This window comes from Pedobacter zeaxanthinifaciens, assembly GCF_003313335.1.
GTDB lineage: Bacteria > Bacteroidota > Bacteroidia > Sphingobacteriales > Sphingobacteriaceae > Pedobacter > Pedobacter zeaxanthinifaciens.
Genome location: NZ_QMHP01000003.1, coordinates 443,615 through 462,705, shown reverse-complemented (window position 1 = coordinate 462,705; position 19,091 = coordinate 443,615). Strand labels below are relative to the sequence as shown.

Sequence of the window (19,091 nt, the reverse complement as noted above, 5' to 3'; positions counted from 1 at the left end):
GGTTCGAAAATTAGGGTTTTGATGTTACTTTTAGGGATTTGCTGTATTGTTACGGCAATTTCTTTACGTAAATCAATTACTAAAACTAGCCTGTTACAGCATGAGGCTAATCAGCTTCAAGAAAATTTGCTAGCTAAAGAGCGGATAGCTTACGACTATTTCAGTATACCCGCTAAATTGGAGGAGCTTAAAAGGCTTAGTGTTGATGAAGACCTTTCCAATGCGTTTATTAATGCCTACCGTGCTAGCGGCGTTAATGTATTGGTTTATAGAAACCTGCATTTGGAGTATTGGAGCAGTTACAAGGCTTTTCCAACCAATGTGAGTAAACTGAAGGAGGGTTCGTCTTTAGTGCTTTTAGCTAACGGCTACTATGATTTAATTAAAAAGTCGGTAGGGAATTACACTTTCGTTTTCGTGATATCCGTTAAGGCTAAATACGCCATCGAAAATCAGTACCTTAAAAATGAAATTTGGCCGGGGCTTTTCGATAAAAAAACATTAGAAATTGCTTCTTTCAATGATAAGGAAACTACTGAAATCTTTAGCTTAAACAAAGATTACTTATTTACCGTAAAGTTAAGCAACAGTTACGACGACAACATTTACACCCGTTTGCAGTTGTGGCTTTGGGTGTTGGGCGTGGTATTCATCAGCCTTTTTGTAAACTCCTGTGGCCTTTGGTTGGCTAGGAAAAAAAAGCCTCTTGCGGGTACCTTGTTGGTTGCACTTTACTTTTTTGTACTTCGTTTAACCGATTTAAAATTCTTTTGGCTTAACCACCAATTCAACCTAAAGCTTTTCGATCCCGCTATTTATGCGGAGAGTGATTTTCTGCCTTCTTTAGGTGATTTATTGTTGAATGTAATTGCCTGCACCTGTGTGCTGATTTTCATTTATGCGCATAGGAAAGAGTTTACTTTGCCTAAGTGGGCTTCAGCAAAACGTTGGGTAAATTACCTGCTATTGCTTGTTTTTGCAATTGTAATTGGTGTGGTTGGCTTTTTAACTGAGGATTTGTTTTTCGGCTTGGTTTTTTACTCTAAGATCGATTTTAATATCAGCAATATCATCAACTTAGGCTGGGTAAGTTGGCTTAGCATCATCATTTTATGTTTGGTTTGGCTAAACATTTACCTGTTAGTAAGTGCTTTGGTGGTGATAACTTCTCAATTTACCATTACTACAAAGCAGAAACTTTACACAGGCTTAGCGTTGCTTTTGGGTTATACGGTATACATGCTCATTAAAGACTATACCGTTTTTTACCTTATTTACGCCTTGCTCATTTTCATGATTGGCTACAATGTAAAGGTGCAAAAGCAAGGTTTTTCTATATCAGTAATGGCGGTGGTTTTTTTATGTATGGCCTCCATAACGTCTATCAAGTACATTAAATTTGAAGACATTAAGGAGCGAAATACCAGAGCTGGCATTGCAAGAAAACTGATGTACGATGATGACCCAAAAGTATTGAATGCCATAGAACTTTTGGAGCAAGGGCTTACCTTGGATAGCCAGGTGGTGAGTTATTTTAAGCAGCCCATGCTTACGCCAACATCCAACTTCCAAAACTACATTGTAAAAAATTATTTGGATGGCTACCTCTCCAGGTTTGAGTACAAAATTTTTGAGTACGGGCTAGACGATAAATCCTTAAAGTTGGCGGAAGGGCTGCCTATTGCGAAGTACAAAAATCTGGTAAAATATGGTGCTGTAAAAGCGCCGCAGGGCGATTATTTTTACCGGGTTAACGATACGTTTGGTTTCCAGAATTATTTTGGGCTAATCCCAATTTTTGATGGTGACAACCTGCTAGGGACTATGGTAGTGGAGCTTACCTCCAGACCGTATGATTATAATAGTTTTTTCCCAGACCTGCTAATTGATGGAAAGCTGAAAAGCGATGAGGATTTAAGTAAATATTCGTTGGCTTTTTACAAGAGCAATCAGCTGTTTGGGCAATCTGGAAAATACGTTTATCCAATGATAAACACCAATTTTAAAGGTGAACGGGATAACATCACTTTTATAAATGAGCGCCAAGATGGGACTAATTATAGCCATGCTGTTTACAAACCTTTGAGCAATCGTTTAATCATCATTTCCATTGAAAAAGTTGATTTTACCGTTCGTTTGGCTACACTTTCCTTCTTTTTCTTGATTTTTATCATTTTTGGATTGATAAGTTACATGGTTACTTGGTTGGCCATTAACATAAGCGATAGCAGGGGCGGTTTGTTCAATATCAATAGGTATTTGATGATTAATGCCAATAAGATTTTGTACAAAACGAGGATACAGGTTTCTATTGTACTATCGGTAGTGGCTACTTTAGTTATTGTTGGCTGGGCCACTTTTTTTAATATCAAGCATCAATATTTAGAGCAACAAAATGAGCAGGTAAGGGAGAAAATCCGTAAAATACAATTGGGTTACGAGAAGCAAATTTCTTTGCCTGGCACCATAAGCAATGATAGCGAATCGCAATTTGAATTTAACCAATTTGCGGACGTGAACGGCGTGTATTTGAACCTGTACGACATTGATGGAAATTTATATTTAACCTCTTTGCCAAAGCTTTATGATTTAGGAATTATTGCCCGCAAAATGGGGCCTATGGCTTACATGAGGCTGGCCGTTCAGCAAAAATCAGAGTTTATCAATCCTATTGAAAAAATTGGCGACTTTACCTATGCGGCAGCTTATGCACCAATCCGCAACAGTAACAATCAAACGGTAGGCTATATCAGCATTCCATACTATGCTAACGAAGAAGATTATCAAGCTAAAATTGGTCTTTTCATCAATACCTTGATTAATATTTACGCATTAGTTTTTGTGCTGATTGGAGTTTTGGCGGTGTTTTTAGCCAATCAAATTACCAGTCCGCTTACGTTTATACAAGAGAACATTCGCCGTACAAAGTTTGGCCAAACCAACCAACCAATTGTATGGCACCGGCAAGATGAAATTGGTGTGTTGATTAAGGAGTACAACAAAATGATTGCTGAGCTGGAAATAAGTGCCAACAAACTTGCAAGAAGCGAGCGAGAAAGTGCTTGGCGTGAAATGGCAAAACAGGTAGCTCATGAAATTAAAAATCCGTTAACACCATTAAAGTTAGGGGTGCAGCTATTAGAAAAATCGTGGAAAGAGCAGGATCCTAATTTTGAGAAAAAATTTGCAAGCTTTAACAAATCATTTGTAGAGCAAATAGACAGTTTGGCAACTATTGCATCCGAGTTTTCGAACTTTGCAAAAATGCCTGATACCAAATTGGAACATATCCAATTGTTGCCCATTATTGAGCAGGCTAGGGAAGTGTTTAGCTCAATGGATCATGTTGAAATACACGTGTTAAACAGGGCTACAAAAACCATTATTGTTTTGGGAGATAAAGATCAATTGCTAAGGTCGTTCAATAACTTATTTAAAAATGCGATTGAAGCTGCCGATGGTAAGGAAAAATGCGTTATTAAAGTGCATTTGGCTAATGATGAGCAACAGGCTTTTGTGGAAGTAGAAGATAATGGAAAGGGAATAGATCCTGCGCTGCAAAGCAATATCTTTAGAGCTAACTTTACCACCAAATCATCTGGTACTGGCTTGGGCCTAGCTTTCGTTAAGCAAGCTATCGAAAATGCTGGCGGTAAAGTAGAGTTTACTTCGGTGCTTAACAATGGTACCATTTTCTACCTTACATTTCCTTTGGTATAATGATGTTTAGGTTGGGCCTCATATCGCTTTTAGTGATTTTGGTAACAACATCAAAGGCGCAGTTAAGTAGCAACCAGCGGGTAAAAAAAATAACCACCAGCAACGTATTAATTAACCTAGATAGCTTGAGCATTGTGCCTCAGTCGCTCACAGTACGCTACGAAACCAATTTGCCAGCTGATACCAGCATGTACGCCGTAGATTTTGCAAAAGCTACTTTTTTATGGAAAGGTGCGGCTGGCGTTAATTTGCTAATTGGCTATAAAGTTTATCCAATTCTTTTCTCGAAGCGCTATTACCATAAAGATGCCAAGGCTTTAGAGCAGTTGGCAATTGATAACAGCAGCTTTTATGTGTATAAGCCTGTAACACAAGAAAACACGCTGTTTTCAATGAAGGGGTTAAACAAAAGTGGAAGTATTTCGAGAGGAATTATGTTTGGCAACAATCAAAATTTGTCGCTCAACTCTAACATGGTACTGCAAATGTCGGGTAAAATTGGCAACGACATTGAAATTTTGGCGGCAATATCTGACGATAACCTGCCGATACAGCCAGAAGGCAACACCCAACAATTGAATGAGTTTGATCGTGTTTTTGTACAGCTTAAAAAAGATAGCACTGTGCTTACGGCGGGCGATTATGAGCTGAAGCGTCCTGATAGCTACTTTATGAATTTTTATAAGCGAACTCAAGGAGCTATGCTCAGTCATAATTTTGTATTGCCTAATGGGATGCGCTCCAGCACCACCGTTGCTGCTGCAGTGGCGAAAGGGCGCTCGGCACGTAACCAGTTTTTAGGCGAAGAGGGTAATCAAGGGCCATACCGCTTAACAGGAAACAACGGCGAAACTTATGTGGTGGTGATAGCCGGAACGGAACGGGTATTTATTGATGGTGTTCCTTTGGTACGGGGCCAGGATAATGATTATGTGATTGATTACAACACTGCGGAAATTACGTTTACAGCAAAGCATCTCATCAATTTAAACACACGTATTTCAATAGAATTTGAATATTCAGATAAGAACTACTCCCGTTCGCTTACTTTCTTAAATCAGCGTTTTGAGACAGATCGGCTGGCTATTCGCTTTAATTATTACAACGAAAAAGACAACCGAAATCAACCCTTTTTGCAAACGCTAAGTGATGAACAAAAGCAATTTATGGCTATGTTGGGAAGTAATATTACGCAAGCTTATTTCCCCAATGTAACTGAAGTTTCATTTAGCGAAAATGAGATTTTGTATGAGCGCTTAACCTCCATTACGGGTATAACTTATTACCGTTACAGTATTGATCCAGCTTTGGCAAAATACCGCGTAGGCTTTTCTTTTATAGGCGAAGGAAGAGGCAATTATCGCATCAACAGCCAATCGGCTGCTAATGGAAAGGTGTATGAATTTGTTGAACCAGTAGCAGGTGTAATGCAGGGGAGTTATGAGCCTATTACCTTGCTCATCACCCCAAAACAACAGCAATTAATTACCTTAGCGGCCGATTTTAAACCAAAAAAAGCAACGCTATTAAGTACTGAAGTAGCAGTAAGTAACAACAACGTCAATCTATTTGCAGATAAATCGGCAGCCAATTTAACAGGCTACGGACTAAGGTTGCAGGCATTACATCCATTTTTACTGAATCAAAAAGGGTTGAAACTAAATACTTCCACTAATTACGAGTATGTCAGTAAAACATTTAAGCCTATTGAAAGATACCGCATAGTGGAATTTAACCGCGATTTTAATTTAGAGGCGGTAAGTACACCCGCTACCGAAAACTTGTTTTCCACCACATTGCAGCTATATCAAAGCGATACTAAAAATTTGGCCTACTCGTTAAATACATTCTCAAGGCGAGGAGAATATCAAGGATTTTTACATAAGGTAAATGCACTTTACAAAATAGGTAAGTACGGGTTAAAATATGATGGAAGTTTACTTAACTCAGATGCTACTTCAAGCAATGGTACTTTTTTCAAACATTACCTTGATCTAAATCGGGAAGTTTTTAAAATGCAGGCAGGTTTTGTTTTTGAGCAGCAGCAAAACACCACTACCGATAAACAGACAGACTTACTAACGGGAAGTAGCTTCTCGTACCACATCTATAAAATGTATTTGCAAAGTCTGGCTAATCAAAGCAACAGATATAAATTAGCCTACAGTTTTAGGCAGGATCAGTTGCCACGTAACTCCAGCTTGTTAAACAGCTCAAATTCGCAAAGTGTAGACGTGGGTGTAGAGCTAACTAAAAACGTAAATTCTACCTTAAGTTTAACCGCTGGATACCGAAAGACCAACTATGAAAACGGTTTTGCACAGGTGAATAGTGATGAAAACGTAGTGGGACGGCTGGATTACAACCTTAATGCAATGAAAGGCTTTGTCAACACCTCGATATATTACGAAGTAGGAAGCGGTCAGGAGCCACGCCGAGAAATTACTTATTTGGAGGTATTGCCAGGTCAGGGTATTTATGCATGGAACGATTATAACGGTAATGGCGTGAAGGAATTGAATGAATTTGAGATTTCCCGATTTCCGGATCAAGCAAAATACATTAGGGTTTTTACAGCAGGTACGGCTTATGTTCGTACCAATTTTACCGGGGTAAACCAAAGTATACGCCTTACGCCAGGTGCTATTTTAAAAGGTAGTAAGGGATTTGAAAAATTTGTAAGTCGCTTTACCAACCAGCTTTCATATAAAATAGATAGGAAGATTTTAGCAGGTGATGGTTTTCAAGTTTATAATCCTTTCAATACCGGAATTGATGCCGCTAATTTAATTTCGTTAAGTTCTTTTCTAAGGAACACCCTTTTCTTTAATAGGAGCAATCCTAAATTTGGGGTAGATTTTAATTACTTATCTGATGGAGGTAAAAGCTTTTTGAGCAATGGTTTCGACAGCAGAAAGCGTAATGAAAGAGGTTTGAGAATACGAACTTCGCCCGTAAAAAGTACAAACATCAACGTGACGTTGAATCAAGGATTGAAGAATTATAACTCGGAACTTTTTCAGCAGCGCAATTACAAAATCAGCTATTTTGAACTTTTACCAGAGTTGAATTACCAATTCAATATTGATTTGAGGTTAACTTTAGCCGGAGCTTATGGCAAGCAAAGTAACTCCGATGAATTTGGTGGCGAGCAAAACGATAACTTGACTTTTACTACCGAAACCAGATACAATGTTCTCAAAAAAGGAGTTTTAACAGGAAGGTTAAGCTACATCAACAACAAATTTAGTGGAAATGCTAACAGTACCATCGGCTACGAAATGTTATCGGGCCTACAAACTGGAAACAATTATACTTGGGGTTTGGGTTTACAGCGCACTGTGGGCAATGGTATTCAGCTTAATATCAGTTACGAAGGTCGTAAATCACCAAATGTAAGTGTGGTACATACGGGCAATATGCAGGTTAGGGCATATTTTTAAGGTGCTGAGTAAACACGTTGTTTAGCAATTACGCACTTACAAGTTGGCTATAAAGATTATCAGAATTAATAAGTTCTTTCGACGTACCTAGTAAGGTGAAGTAACCTTGAGGAAAGGTTTCGAAATAGCTATTGAAACTGTATTTGTTAAAAGAAATATTCGCACTATTGGGCACTTTTTGCTTCTTCTAACGTACTTTATTATTCAATAACTGGTAAAGAAAGAGAGGTAATTTAAATGGCATTAATCTGCCTTTAAAGATTTTTATTAACTGAATGGTTTGCTCGAAGGACAAATATTTGATATAAAACAATATAAATTAGGCTAACATATAAGGTAGCGTTCCAAAATTTATTCTTCTGGTCAAAATCATTTACAAAATTGACTATAAAAGACAGAATACATGTAGATGAAAAAAAGTAGGCAATATACCTGCTAATAAATTCATTTATCTTCATAGGATTCCACAACTTATTTATTAGGATTTTTCTTTCTCTCGCGTAACAAGTGCATAACTGCTAAACCTAAGAAGCTAAATGCACTTAGGTAACCGCTTACTCTAATAGGTTTTTCAGATAACTGTAGGTAAGCATTCAATATAGAAATTAGAAGGAATATGTATTTTTTATATCTTCTATACATAAAAATAGGTTATTAACTGGGTCGATTAACATGTACTTACCGCAGAGTTATATAATTACTAACTTAAATCGGTTTTTTAAATGTCGCAACAACCACAAGTAATATTTTGAAAATTTAACTGTACAGCACCTAATTTAATTCAAATAGTTATCTTATTACTAAAACTCTCGGGCATGAGCTTATTAATTTTTATTGTCAAATTATTGTTTTTGAGCTAGTTATGTTAATATCAAAGAAGTTGAAAACTTATAGTTGTTCTAAAAGGTTTGCTTATTTTTTGGTAAAAACTACATTTGCTTAAACTATCTTTACTATGAAAAATATTGGGCAAATTATTAGAGAAATTAGGCAGCTTAAAAGAAAATCTCAAAATGAGGTTGCATTTGAAATGGAAATGTCGCAGGCGGCTTATTCCAAAATTGAACGAGGAAAGACAGAAATAAAGGCTAGCCAGCTTTATAAGTTAGCGGATATTTTACACGTTTCTATTCATGATTTGCTTCCACCAGATCGCTCTCTGATTTAGATGGTTTGGCATGATTATATTAGTTTCATTTGAAGCCTCTAAGTCCAACCAAGTTTTAAGCGGTTAGACCGACAATGAAAAACTGACTGCAACAAAAAGCAGCGATCGTTTCGCTGCTTCCTTAATAAATTTAGTCATTTACTTGGTGTCGTTTGAGCGGCCCATCTTACTTTACAAACTTGGTTTTTACTAGAAATTGTGAGGTTTGTAGTGATGCAACGAATACTCCCTTAGCCGAACTTGGTAATGCAACACTTATCCTGTTGTTGCCTTTTTGAAGCGAGAGCTTCTGCGTTGCAGCTTTGCCGCCATTTATTGTGAAGATATCTAATGTGCCTTGCTGATCCTGCTCAGCGCTAACAATCAACTCAATTTTATCATTTACATTGCCTGTTAACACTTTCATGGCTATGTCACCTAGACCAAAATTGACAGCTATTAAGTTACTACTAGTAGACTTCCCGTCGAAATCAACCTGTGTTAAGCGGAAATAGTTGGTGCCTTGCAATGGAGAATGGTCTGTAAAATAATAGTTGTTTAGCTGGTTGCTTGTACCCGCTCCCTTAATTCTAGCGATGGTCTCGAAGGTTGTCCCATCGGCAGATTTTTGAACTAAAAAATGTGAATTATTAACTTCTGACGCGGTGGCCCACCGTAAAGCAATTGCCGCGGCCTGCTTATTTCCCTGAAATGATACCAATGTAACGGGTAAAACAGGAGCCGGTAAAAAATCGGTGTACTCAAAATCATCTAAATAAGTTATAGCTTGAGTAGTAGAAGATTTAGAGTTAAAAGCAATCGCATTCAAATTTGTATTAGCACCAAGTATACCAGCATCAAAATCAGTAACGGCTGCGGCAGAAAACAACTGTGTGCCGTTTACCCAGATATGCCATTTTCCAGCAGCTACAGTATAATTTGTGCTACCAGATGCATATTGCATTGGAATTGCAGTGTTGTTGCAAAATACTTCTATAGTATGTTCGCTGTTGGGAGTAAATCCAGCTATAACCGGGTTTAGTGCCTCGCTTATGGCAGTTGTTGAATTATTGGAACTAGTGTTTTTAAAATAGCTAAAAGCGTGTTTGCTAGCACCTAAATTCCATTGCATGGAAGCAAAGCCTCCATCAACAATACCACTACCATTGCTATAAAATAACCCCCCGTCGTTATTACCCACAGAAAAAATCTGTTCGCCATTTGTACCGGCATCAAACCTAACTTTAAACCTAACTCTCATAAGTTTAGTAGTGGCTCCAATATTATAAATAGAAAATTTATTGCTTGATGTGGAGGTTGGAGCAGTAATCTTTAACCTAGAGCCCGAGCCAATTGTAGCACCCGTGTTAACGAGTTCAAATTTGCCGGAAATTGGGTTGCTCATTCTCAACCTAACCACTTGCGTTGAGGAGGGCGACGGAGTTGGAACATCTAGATTTGGACTTTGTGATACCGAAGATTCGATTGCGCTATTGGCGGCAATTACGAATTGGCCGGTACCTATTCCAAAATTTAAATTCCATGTGGTTTGCGTATAACCTGTTGTTGCAAATCCCAATGTTATTAAAATAGCAGCTAGCTTTTTCATTTAAGTTAGGTTAAGGGTTAATTATTTTGTTGCTAAGCCAATGTTGGTATAGTCCCAAGCTCTGTCTGCAGACAGTTGCCATTCACTATCTTGTGGCGTGGTACCTTTGGCCCTAGCCCAATCTGTAGTAGGGCTAGTTACCGTAGTTTTCCTGAAGAAAGTTCTATTACGGGTATCAGTTTCGCCTGCTACTGTCCAAATAAAATTATTGCGGGCGCTACTAGTTCCAGTACTCGTTACCCTGGCTACCTGCGGACTACCGAAAACATCGATGATTTTGTACGTATTACCGCTTAAAGTAATGGTTCCGGTTGCATCTTTTTTCAACAAAGCAATAGCGCTATTTCCGCTTAACTGCAAAGGCACACTAGCATTAGCATTCGCTGTGCTTGTTGTACCCCAAGTAATATCTCTTTTCCCGATAGTTGCATCAGCCTGCGGTGATGAAATCACGTAACACTTTGCCTTTTCTAAACTTCCTGATAATAAAAGAAAATTTCCGTCGGGAAACGCCCAGTTAGCCAACGTAGTTGCATCTAAAGTAGCAAAGTAGCCGATAGCGTAGTTGCTTAAATCAGCATTGGCCGCAGTGCCATTATAAATTTCTACATAATGAGGTCTTGTAGCTCCCGTAGTAGCATCTGTATTGATAGCTGTCGAGATTTCTGATAACAACAAATCCGAATTGCCAGTTGCTGAAGGCGGTGCTACAGGTGTAAACTCAATTTCAGAAGAGCAGCCAAAACTTGTAGCAATGGCAAAAAGTATAGCTGGAATATATGTTTTCATGTCTTGTATTTTTATATGTTAAAACGATGTGTTTGTGCTAGTTCAACATCTTATAATAAAACTTGCACGGCAAAATTGCTCAGCCATTTTTTAGTTTTGGCAGTTGGCGTACTCATTTCAATGTAGTTTGTGTTCACTCCAATGCGCAAGGCGTTATTTTTTAAAAATTTATTTACGCCAAAGGTTGCCCATTTTTGATCAACTATTTTTGATCCCGCCACATCAAATTCTGGTTTAATAATGGTATAGCGGCCATCAAAAGCCCACCCCGATTTAAAAACGTAAGAAGATTGTACATTGTAGGCGCTACCTAAATTGTAAAAAGTGCTGGCAATCTGTGGTGTAAATTGGCTGGTACCTGCAGCATTGGTAAATAAATCTTTACCGGTAACTGTGCTCACTACATATTCTCCAACAAGCGCAAAACCATTGCTTTTAAAAGCAAAATCTGCAACCAACTTTCTATAGTCTGCTAAAGTAGCCACACCAGCCTGATCAAAAATTCCAGTAATTAACCCAGACTCGCTTCCTTTCGGACTACTTGCTTTTTGATTATAACTTGCTGCTACTCCTAATACTAATTTAGGTTTAGCTTCGCGATACAAATCATGGCCAATAAAGGCATTGTTCTTTGTAAAATCACCCAATGGTAAGATATCTAAACGGCCACCATATTTAAACCCCTGTTTAGTAGGTTGTGATGTGAAGAAATTTTGCCCTTCTCCAGTAGTTACCGAAACAGAAGGATAAATCCTCATTTTATGGATGCTGAAATTTGTTTCTAAGAACAAGCCGCCCTCACGTGTAGCACCTACAAAATTGTGCATCAATCCACCGTATAAAATGCCGTCATTAGATTTCCCAGCCAAGCTTTGCGCCATAGTTTGTGCGTAGCGCTCATCAGCCATAGCCAAACGGTTATTGGTATGTGTTTGCCTTTGACCCAATATCAGTTTTGCCCTTTTATGGATATCAAAACCAATCCAACCCTCCAATATTGGCGTGATTCCGGTAAAATCGGTAACGAAGCCCGCCGAAACTTTATGCCTTGCGTTAGTAGCTGTTAATGCAATTCGAGCCAAATTGATACTCATGCGGCTATTGTTGCTTTTTTTGTTTAAGGAATCAATTCTGCCAAACTGAGCGCCCGACTGCAACATGCTTAACAGATTGATGACTGTGCCTTCGCCCTTGCCGAGCCTAATAAAGGTTCCTTCACCGTTGACATATACAAACGTAGAGTCTGCCTGTATAAGTTGGGCCTTCGTTTGGTTGTTAATAACGAATAAACTTAGGCATAAGAAGAATAATATTTTTTTCATCTGGTTTAAATTTATAATCGATGTTTCTGGATGATTTTGATGTACCGTAAGCATTAAATTTTTCATAGCCTATAGTTGAATAGTAAATTGTATTTGGCTGTAGTAGGTGCCGTTTTGCGTAGCTGTTTTTAAGCTTTGCCTTAATTGACTATAACCAAGCTCAAACTGTATTTTTAAGGCATGGGCCGATAAATATTTGGTAGTTACAAAGGTGTACGCCCTGTCGTTGTTGGCAAAAGTTGCGGTTACGTTATCTTCTTTTAATGCCGAAAACCTACCGCCAAAAGCCCAATTAGATGGAAGCAGATAACCTGCTTGTACGTTAAAACCTCTGCCCAAATTAAGGCGAGATAATACGGTGTTTTTGATTTGTTCTGGCGTTTGTGAATTGTATCCAGCTGTGTTAAATGTTCCGTTTAATCTAAACTCACCAGCAATATTGTCTGGAACTGTTGCTTTCGTAATTACAAAACCTCCAATTGAATAAAAGCCATTGTATTTGAACATATAATCGGCACCAAATTTACTATAGGTTGGTAATAAGAGATTTTGTTGTGCATCGCCGTATAACCAGCGCCCACCATTAGTGCCTTTGGCTGATGTAGCTCCGTCGTTAAAGCTGTAAACCACACCTATTACCAATTTTGGTTTTTCTTCTCGATAAAGGTCGTCCATGTAGAACTCTCCACCACGAGAAAACTTATCAAAAGGCAAGTAATCAATCCTAACACCATATTTTAGGCCTCCAAAGTTTTGCTGCAAAGCACTGCGGCTTTCCCCTGTAGTAATTGACAGATAGGGTTTCAGCAAATGTTTGCCGCCCAGACGATAGGTGCCTTTGTACCTAATTCCAAAATCGAAAATGGCGTCAAAAGCATCTGACATGATGCTTCTATCAATAAAACCTAAGCTTTCACCTTCTATTCGCGTTTCACGGCCATCTACGTAATCGGCTCTTAAACCGAAATTAAATACATGCGTACGGTTGGGGCGGTATTCTATGTTAGCCTCCTGTAAGGTGGTATTAAACGTTCTATTCCCGGTAGTTACGCTAGTAAAATTAGTGGCAAAATTAATTCTGGCATTTAAGCTGATCTTGTTGTCGAACAAGTTAGAAAATACATTCAACCTGGCCCGGTTGATAGCAAACATGGCATTTGGGTCTGACAAATTTTTGTTAAGTGAACTAATCGAGTACAATGTTTGCAGGGATGGGCTGAGGTTGAAATTTCCTTTGCCAGAAATAAAAGTAATCCCATCGCCTAATAGGTATCCCTTTTTAATTCTCAGTAACTGAGTATTGCCGGGAGTTTCGACAAAATTATAGGTAGAGTCGCGGGTATAAAGTTCATCGCTTTGCGCAAAAGCGAATTGCCCCATGCTTATACCCAAAAAAGTACCTAAAAGGGTTAAAAATTTTGGTTGATTTATCATTTGGTTTATTGTTGGATGTCCATAAAAAAGGTAGCAAAAGCAAACTTTCCGATATTGCCGTTATCATGACCAACATTAGGCACATCAATTTGGGTCCAGTTAAATGGTAGTTTCAGCTCTTCGGCCTTTGCTTTAATGGTTTTAAAATAATTTTTCCCTCTATCGAATCTTGTTTTGCCTTGAGCTTCGGCATCATCAGTGATATTGTAAGATTTTTCGTCGGTCGATAGGTCGTCCATACCCAAAATCACAAAAGCTTTGGTAGCAAAAAAATGAGCAAGCTGTTGTTGATCTATAGGCGCATTTTTTATCCCGTAAGGAAACTCTGTATCGGTATTGGGTAGGGTATACCAGCCAGCGTTAGAGAAAGCAGTTTTAATGACGCGAGGTTGTTTCACGAACATTAAAAAACGATGTACAAACTGTGCTCCGCCCGAGTGGCCATATAAATAGTAGCCCTTGCTATTGCTCTTGGTTTGCGCAACTACATAGTCGAATAAAGGCTCAATTAACGAAAAACTCCATTTATCCGATGAAAGAAAGGTTTTTTTATTTTTCTCGTAAACATTCCCCAAGTTATACTTCTCCACTCCACGGTAATCTTCTTGATCAAACTCTGGTGCAATAATTTTACATCCAAATACGGTAGCGGCATTAATTAAATCGTTCATATACGCTCCGGCGTCGCGGTTGGCGCCATGTAGCATCACTACCACAGGCATGTCAGGCGCATTGGCCTTAGGACTGAAGTAAAATACCTTAATTGGACTTTTGAGCTTCCCTCCATTATCAAAATAAAATGAAGTTTTACCAGTGGTGGCGGCGTTAATTTGTGCAAACAACGAATTTATACCGGTAAGCGTTAACAGGGTTAAAAGCAAAATATATCTCATAACTTTCTATTTAATCATTAAATAATAGAGTTGCACTAAAATTATTTTAGGCCGCAACATCAGTTTTTTCTACCACTTGTTTATATTGCTGCAGGTCAATTTCTTTTTCACTTTTAGAAATGATCACAGTAGCTACAGTATTTCCAATTACATTGATGATGGCTCGGCCTTCGCTCATAAATCTATCTACGCCAACTAGCAAAGCCATACCCTCCAACGGGATAATTTTTAAAATGGTAAGGGTTGATGTTAGCACTAAAAATCCACTCCCAGTTACTCCTGCGGCTCCTTTACTGGTTAGTAATAAAATACCGATAACGGTTAACTCCTGCCCCAATGTTAGGTTTACGCCAAAAACTTGAGCCAAAAATATAATTGCCAAGCTGAGGTAAATACTAGTGCCATCTAAGTTGAAACTATATCCAGAGGGGATAATCAATCCTACTACATTTCGGCTACAGCCTGCTTTTTCGAGTTTTTCCATGATGTTGGGTAAAACCGCTTCGCTACTGCTTGATCCTAGTACAATCAATAGTTCTGCTTTAATATAGCCAAGGAGCTTCCATAAACTGAATCCGTTGAATTTTAGGATCAAATAAAGCACTACAAAGATGAAAAGGAATCCGGTTACGTAGAAAGTGATCAATAACTTTCCTAAAACCGCAAGTGTTGCAAAGCCAAACTTACCAATAGTGTAAGCCATACCACCAAAGGCACCTATTGGCGAAACTTTGATGACCATGTGCAGGATATTAAACAAGATTTTATTGATTCGTTCCAAACCGACAATCACTGGGCTGCCTTTTTCGCCCATTTTGGCTAACGCAACTGCAAATAAAATCCCGAAGAAAAGTACTTGGATAATTTCTCCCTTGGCAAAAGCGGCAATGGCGTTATCAGGTACAATATGTTTAATGAATTCTGTCCAGTCCATGCCCGGCGAGGAGGCCGTTGCGGCTGCTGCGGGTGTTGCTTGTACGGCTGCACTATTAACTCCGCTTCCTGGTTTAACCCAGTTGCCAACTAATAATCCAATAATAATTGCTGCGGTAGTTACAATTTCGAAGTAGATCAGCCCTTTTACGCCTACTCTGCCAACTTTTTTTAAATCGCCGGCGCCAGCAATACCTAACACAATACTAATGAAGATTACTGGAGCGATAATCATCTTAATTGCATTGATGAACATATCAGCCAACAACTTAGCCGTAGTAGAAAAACCGGGGAAAAAATGGCCGACAATTACGCCGAGTACAATGGCAATAAGCACCTGTACATACAAAATTTTGAAATACTTCAAGGGAGTACGGTATTAAGTAAATATTTGGTTAACCCTCAATTTGATCCCCACTGCAATGATTTCAGTGGTGCACAATTCGCATAGGGCTTAATTCTAAAGTTAAGGCGATATTCATGTATTATCGACCTGTATTAGTTTTAGAAAGTTTATTTTTAATTTCGGAAATTGGCAACTATATTTCCGAAACATAATTAAATAATTGAATTTCAATTATTTATAGCTATTATACTTTTGAGCAACGCTGTTTTATAGTTAGGTTTTCAAATGGGATAATAATTGATATATTTAACTGTATTAACTGGCTAATGATAAGTTTCGCAATAAGGTTTGCCAACTTTGGTTTAAAACAACTAAGAATATTATGGCATTAAAAGCAGGAAGAGAAGAGATTGAGTATTTGCTAGGCCAAGTGTTTAAGAAGTATGAAGCCCAAACGGGCAGTAAGCTCAACTTGAATACTAATCGTAGAAATTACGAAGAAATTGCAAGAATACTTAGTGAGATCAGTAATCAATTACCTTACACTGCCGAAAAACTTGGCCATTCTCCTTATCCTGAGGACAGAAACGCTGCAAAAACGGAATATCCTTACCAAAAATACGATGTTACAGGTGGCCAAATTAAAGACGCATTTAATGGACTGGTAGCTAAACCACGCCCTTTTTTGATTGATGCTTGTTATATTTATTTGTACGGGATGGGTCGTAATAGGTTTGAAGAAAATGTAACAGACCCTAACTTATTGGTCGATGCCGAAAGCCAAATAGTATCAATTAATAAGGCTAAAGCAATCAACTTTAGGCGTTTGGTTTTGCCACTAATTTTGTTGGTGTTGCTGGCTTTGGTAAGCTACCAATGGTTATCTAGTCAAAGTCAGCTTGCTACATTGAGAAAGGATTTGGTGATCACTCCTTATCAGCCTACTGCAAAAGAAATTGAAAAATTAGAAGGCGTTTGGGTTGTTTACATTGGATCGCCGCAGGCACGTAAATCAGATAGTAACCGCTTTCACAAATTTGTGCGCAACATTATGAGCGTGAAATACAAGGATGGGTACTTTGTTTTCAATAGATATGGAGCAGGTTTCGACCATTATGGATACATGCAATACGAAAGTCCGGATGTAGTGTCTATCCGTTCGTATGTTAAAGGTGCAGATAACAAAATTGAAGCACCTCGTTTATCGTTGATGCGCTTGTCTGGTAATGCAGATAAGGTTATGGTGGTATCGGCGTCTTGGAATTTTGATGCGGGGATAAACAACGATATCATTGGAATACGCGAAGTGTACATCAAGCAAGGAAATGGCGGCGAAATCAAAGAAGTGATTAATACGATAGACAACCATGCTTGTAACTGTAAAATTATACAGTGGAAAACCAATAAGGTGGAAAGGGCCTTTTACCTACGAAATGAATTTTTAGACACGATAAAGGATGATGGCCTTAAGAAACTAATTGATGAGCACAGTATTTTGTTAAGGTATCCCGATAGTGTGACGATATTAAAGAAATAAGACATCCATTAGGCTAAGCAAAAAAGCAGCGATGATCCCGCTGCTTTTGCTATCGTTTGCTATTTAAATTCACTTGTTGTGTGGAAGCTAATATCTGGATAATCGCGTTTAGTCATCTCAATCATAAAATCATTGTCAGATAAATAAACCGGGTTGCCCTCTTTATCAGTTCCTATGTGCTGCTGCTTACGCTTTACAAACTCATCCAGCTTTTTCTTGTCATCAGAAGTTACCCAACGTGAGCGACTGTAAGTTAAAGTACGGAAACGACATTTAGCACCGTACTCATGCTCTAAACGGAAATTGATTACCTCAAACTGGAGTTCGCCAACAGCGCCAATTACTTTACGGTTACCCGGCTGCATCACAAAAAGCTGCGCCACACCTTCATCAGTTAACTGCTCAATGCCTTTTTCCAGCTGCTTGGTACGCATTGGGTCCATATTCTCCACCTCCTTAAAAATAGCTGGCGAAAAACTAGGGATGCCCTTAAACTGCAATTTTTCCCCTTCGGTTAAAGTATCACCAATTTTAAAGTTGCCACTATCGTACAAACCAACCACATCACCAGGCCAAGCCTCCTCCACTAAACTTTTTTCGTTAGCCATAAAGTCCATAGGGTTGGCAAACTTCATTTTCTTGTCTTGGCGGGTATGGTAATAAAATTTATTACGCTCAAACTTGCCCGAGCAAATTCGTAAAAAGGCAATTCTATCCCTATGCTTAGGGTCTAAATTGGCATGGATTTTAAAAACAAAACCGCTAAAGTTTTTTTCGTCAACTAGCACATCACGCTCTTCAGCTTCGCGGTGCCTAGGGCTTGGTGCAATTTCAATAAACGTGTCAAGTAGTTCCTTAATACCAAAATTGTTAATTGCCGATCCAAAAAATACCGGAGCCAATAAGCCTTCCTTGTACAACGACACGTCTAAATCGCCATAAACTCCATTTACCAATTCAGTTTCATCTTTCAAATTCGAAACTTCCTTTTCTTGCAGGTAGTCCAATAAAGCAGCATCATTTAAATCACTAACTTTCACTACCGAGTCCGTTACCTTACTTTTATCAGAGTGAAAAAGGTTCAGTTGCTTATGGTAAATACTGTAAACACCTTTAAAGGTATGGCCCTGCCCAATAGGCCAGCTTTGCGGGCACAAGCTAATGTTTAGCTTCTCCTCAATTTCATCTAGCAAATCAAAGGCTTCTTTACCCTCACGGTCCATTTTATTAATGAAAATAATTACCGGAGTGTTACGCATTCTACAAACCGACATCAGTTTCTCCGTTTGTTCCTCCACACCCTTAACGCAGTCAACCACCAAAATTACACTATCCACTGCAGAGAGTGTACGGTAGGTATCTTCCGCAAAATCCTTGTGGCCTGGGGTATCTAAAATGTTAATACGTTTGTCGCTATATTCAAACCCCATTACCGATGTAGCTACCGAAATACCACGCTGGCGCTCAATTTCCATGAAATCCGAGGTGTTACTTTGGTTAGCTTTATTCCTTTTTACCGCACCGGCAGTGTTAATTGCCCCTCCAAAAAGCAAAAACTTCTCGGTAAGGGTAGTTTTTCCCGCATCGGGGTGACTAATAATAGCAAAGGTTTTTCTTTTTTCTATCTCTGGGTGTAGCATAAAATTTTGGGGTTATGGCAATAGCGTAATCCAGGTTATAAAAACCTCAAATCGAATAATATAACTACGCAATGCTTCATCGAGCTGCAAAGGTACACAAAAAGCATGACGCTAAAAAACGAGTATAAATGTTTGTTTTCGAAAAGCAATTGTAGTGGTTCTTCGGTACCGAAAGTCCCGCTTTCAGTTCAATCTTTTTGTTTAACTATCCTTTCATTCCGAGTTAAGCCTGCCCCGAAACTTCGGGGAGGAACCTAAATCTGAACTACTTCTACTCC

General features: G+C 38.7%; 11 protein-coding genes. 4 read left to right on the top strand and 7 right to left on the bottom strand.

What is annotated here, in order from left to right; all coding sequences use genetic code 11:
- Positions 1–21: 21 nt before the first annotated feature.
- The 3 genes from DUT68_RS06935 to DUT68_RS06925 all read left to right on the top strand — a co-directional run bounded on the left by DUT68_RS06935 (position 22) and on the right by DUT68_RS06925 (position 8,331).
- Entirely contained in the window at positions 22–3,720 is a 3,699-nt protein-coding gene (locus DUT68_RS06935; RefSeq protein WP_113636948.1) for a sensor histidine kinase, read from the top strand.
- Positions 3,720–7,163 carry a hypothetical protein gene (locus DUT68_RS06930; RefSeq protein WP_113636946.1) on the top strand — a complete coding sequence of 1,148 codons (3,444 nt, stop codon included), beginning with the start codon at positions 3,720–3,722 and terminating at the stop codon, positions 7,161–7,163. The genes DUT68_RS06935 and DUT68_RS06930 overlap by 1 nt, the downstream gene beginning before the upstream one ends.
- A gap of 955 nt (positions 7,164–8,118) precedes the next feature.
- Positions 8,119–8,331, top strand: coding sequence for a helix-turn-helix domain-containing protein (locus tag DUT68_RS06925; protein WP_113636945.1), 213 nt, complete (start codon positions 8,119–8,121; stop codon positions 8,329–8,331).
- Between the two features lie 166 nt (positions 8,332–8,497).
- Here the strand turns inward: DUT68_RS06925 and DUT68_RS06920 are convergent, their stop codons facing one another.
- The 6 genes from DUT68_RS06920 to dctA all read right to left on the bottom strand — a co-directional run bounded on the left by DUT68_RS06920 (position 8,498) and on the right by dctA (position 15,657).
- Positions 8,498–9,919, bottom strand: a complete 1,422-nt coding sequence (locus DUT68_RS06920) for a hypothetical protein (RefSeq protein ID WP_113636943.1) — start codon at positions 9,917–9,919, stop codon at positions 8,498–8,500.
- Between the two features lie 21 nt (positions 9,920–9,940).
- Positions 9,941–10,708, bottom strand: a complete 768-nt coding sequence (locus DUT68_RS06915) for a lamin tail domain-containing protein (protein ID WP_113636941.1) — start codon at positions 10,706–10,708, stop codon at positions 9,941–9,943.
- Between the two features lie 50 nt (positions 10,709–10,758).
- Positions 10,759–12,030, bottom strand: coding sequence for a hypothetical protein (locus DUT68_RS06910; protein WP_157960790.1), 1,272 nt, complete (start codon positions 12,028–12,030; stop codon positions 10,759–10,761).
- Positions 12,031–12,099: 69 nt separating this feature from the next.
- On the bottom strand, positions 12,100–13,464 hold the full coding sequence (locus DUT68_RS06905) for a hypothetical protein (protein WP_113636938.1): 1,365 nt from the start codon (positions 13,462–13,464) through the stop codon (positions 12,100–12,102).
- A 5-nt stretch (positions 13,465–13,469) separates the two neighbouring features.
- A complete protein-coding gene (locus DUT68_RS06900; protein ID WP_113636936.1) occupies positions 13,470–14,357 on the bottom strand; it encodes an alpha/beta hydrolase in 888 nt (295 codons plus the stop codon).
- Between the two features lie 46 nt (positions 14,358–14,403).
- The gene (dctA, locus tag DUT68_RS06895; protein ID WP_113636934.1) at positions 14,404–15,657 is read right to left on the bottom strand and encodes a C4-dicarboxylate transporter DctA; all 1,254 of its coding nucleotides are present in this window, start codon (positions 15,655–15,657) and stop codon (positions 14,404–14,406) included.
- Positions 15,658–16,018: 361 nt separating this feature from the next.
- Between dctA and DUT68_RS06890 the strand changes: the two genes are divergently transcribed.
- On the top strand, positions 16,019–17,173 hold the full coding sequence (locus DUT68_RS06890; RefSeq protein WP_113636932.1) for a hypothetical protein: 1,155 nt from the start codon (positions 16,019–16,021) through the stop codon (positions 17,171–17,173).
- 59 nt (positions 17,174–17,232) lie between these two features.
- Here the strand turns inward: DUT68_RS06890 and DUT68_RS06885 are convergent, their stop codons facing one another.
- Positions 17,233–18,813: a peptide chain release factor 3 gene (locus DUT68_RS06885; protein WP_113636931.1), complete on the bottom strand. Its 1,581-nt coding sequence runs from the start codon at positions 18,811–18,813 to the stop codon at positions 17,233–17,235.
- Positions 18,814–19,091 lie beyond the last annotated feature (278 nt).

Excerpts from the sequence above, each read along its gene's own strand:
- DUT68_RS06915 (WP_113636941.1), bottom strand. The coding sequence starts at position 10,708 with ATGAAAACATATATTCCAGCTATACTTTTTGCCATTGCTACAAGTTTT.
- DUT68_RS06925 (WP_113636945.1), top strand. The coding sequence starts at position 8,119 with ATGAAAAATATTGGGCAAATTATTAGAGAAATTAGGCAGCTTAAAAGA.
- DUT68_RS06910 (WP_157960790.1), bottom strand. The coding sequence starts at position 12,030 with ATGAAAAAAATATTATTCTTCTTATGCCTAAGTTTATTCGTTATTAAC.
- DUT68_RS06890 (WP_113636932.1), top strand. The coding sequence starts at position 16,019 with ATGGCATTAAAAGCAGGAAGAGAAGAGATTGAGTATTTGCTAGGCCAA.
- DUT68_RS06885 (WP_113636931.1), bottom strand. The coding sequence starts at position 18,813 with ATGCTACACCCAGAGATAGAAAAAAGAAAAACCTTTGCTATTATTAGT.
- DUT68_RS06920 (WP_113636943.1), bottom strand. The coding sequence starts at position 9,919 with ATGAAAAAGCTAGCTGCTATTTTAATAACATTGGGATTTGCAACAACA.
- DUT68_RS06900 (WP_113636936.1), bottom strand. The coding sequence starts at position 14,357 with ATGAGATATATTTTGCTTTTAACCCTGTTAACGCTTACCGGTATAAAT.
- DUT68_RS06930 (WP_113636946.1), top strand. The coding sequence starts at position 3,720 with ATGATGTTTAGGTTGGGCCTCATATCGCTTTTAGTGATTTTGGTAACA.
- DUT68_RS06935 (WP_113636948.1), top strand. The coding sequence starts at position 22 with ATGTTACTTTTAGGGATTTGCTGTATTGTTACGGCAATTTCTTTACGT.
- DUT68_RS06905 (WP_113636938.1), bottom strand. The coding sequence starts at position 13,464 with ATGATAAATCAACCAAAATTTTTAACCCTTTTAGGTACTTTTTTGGGT.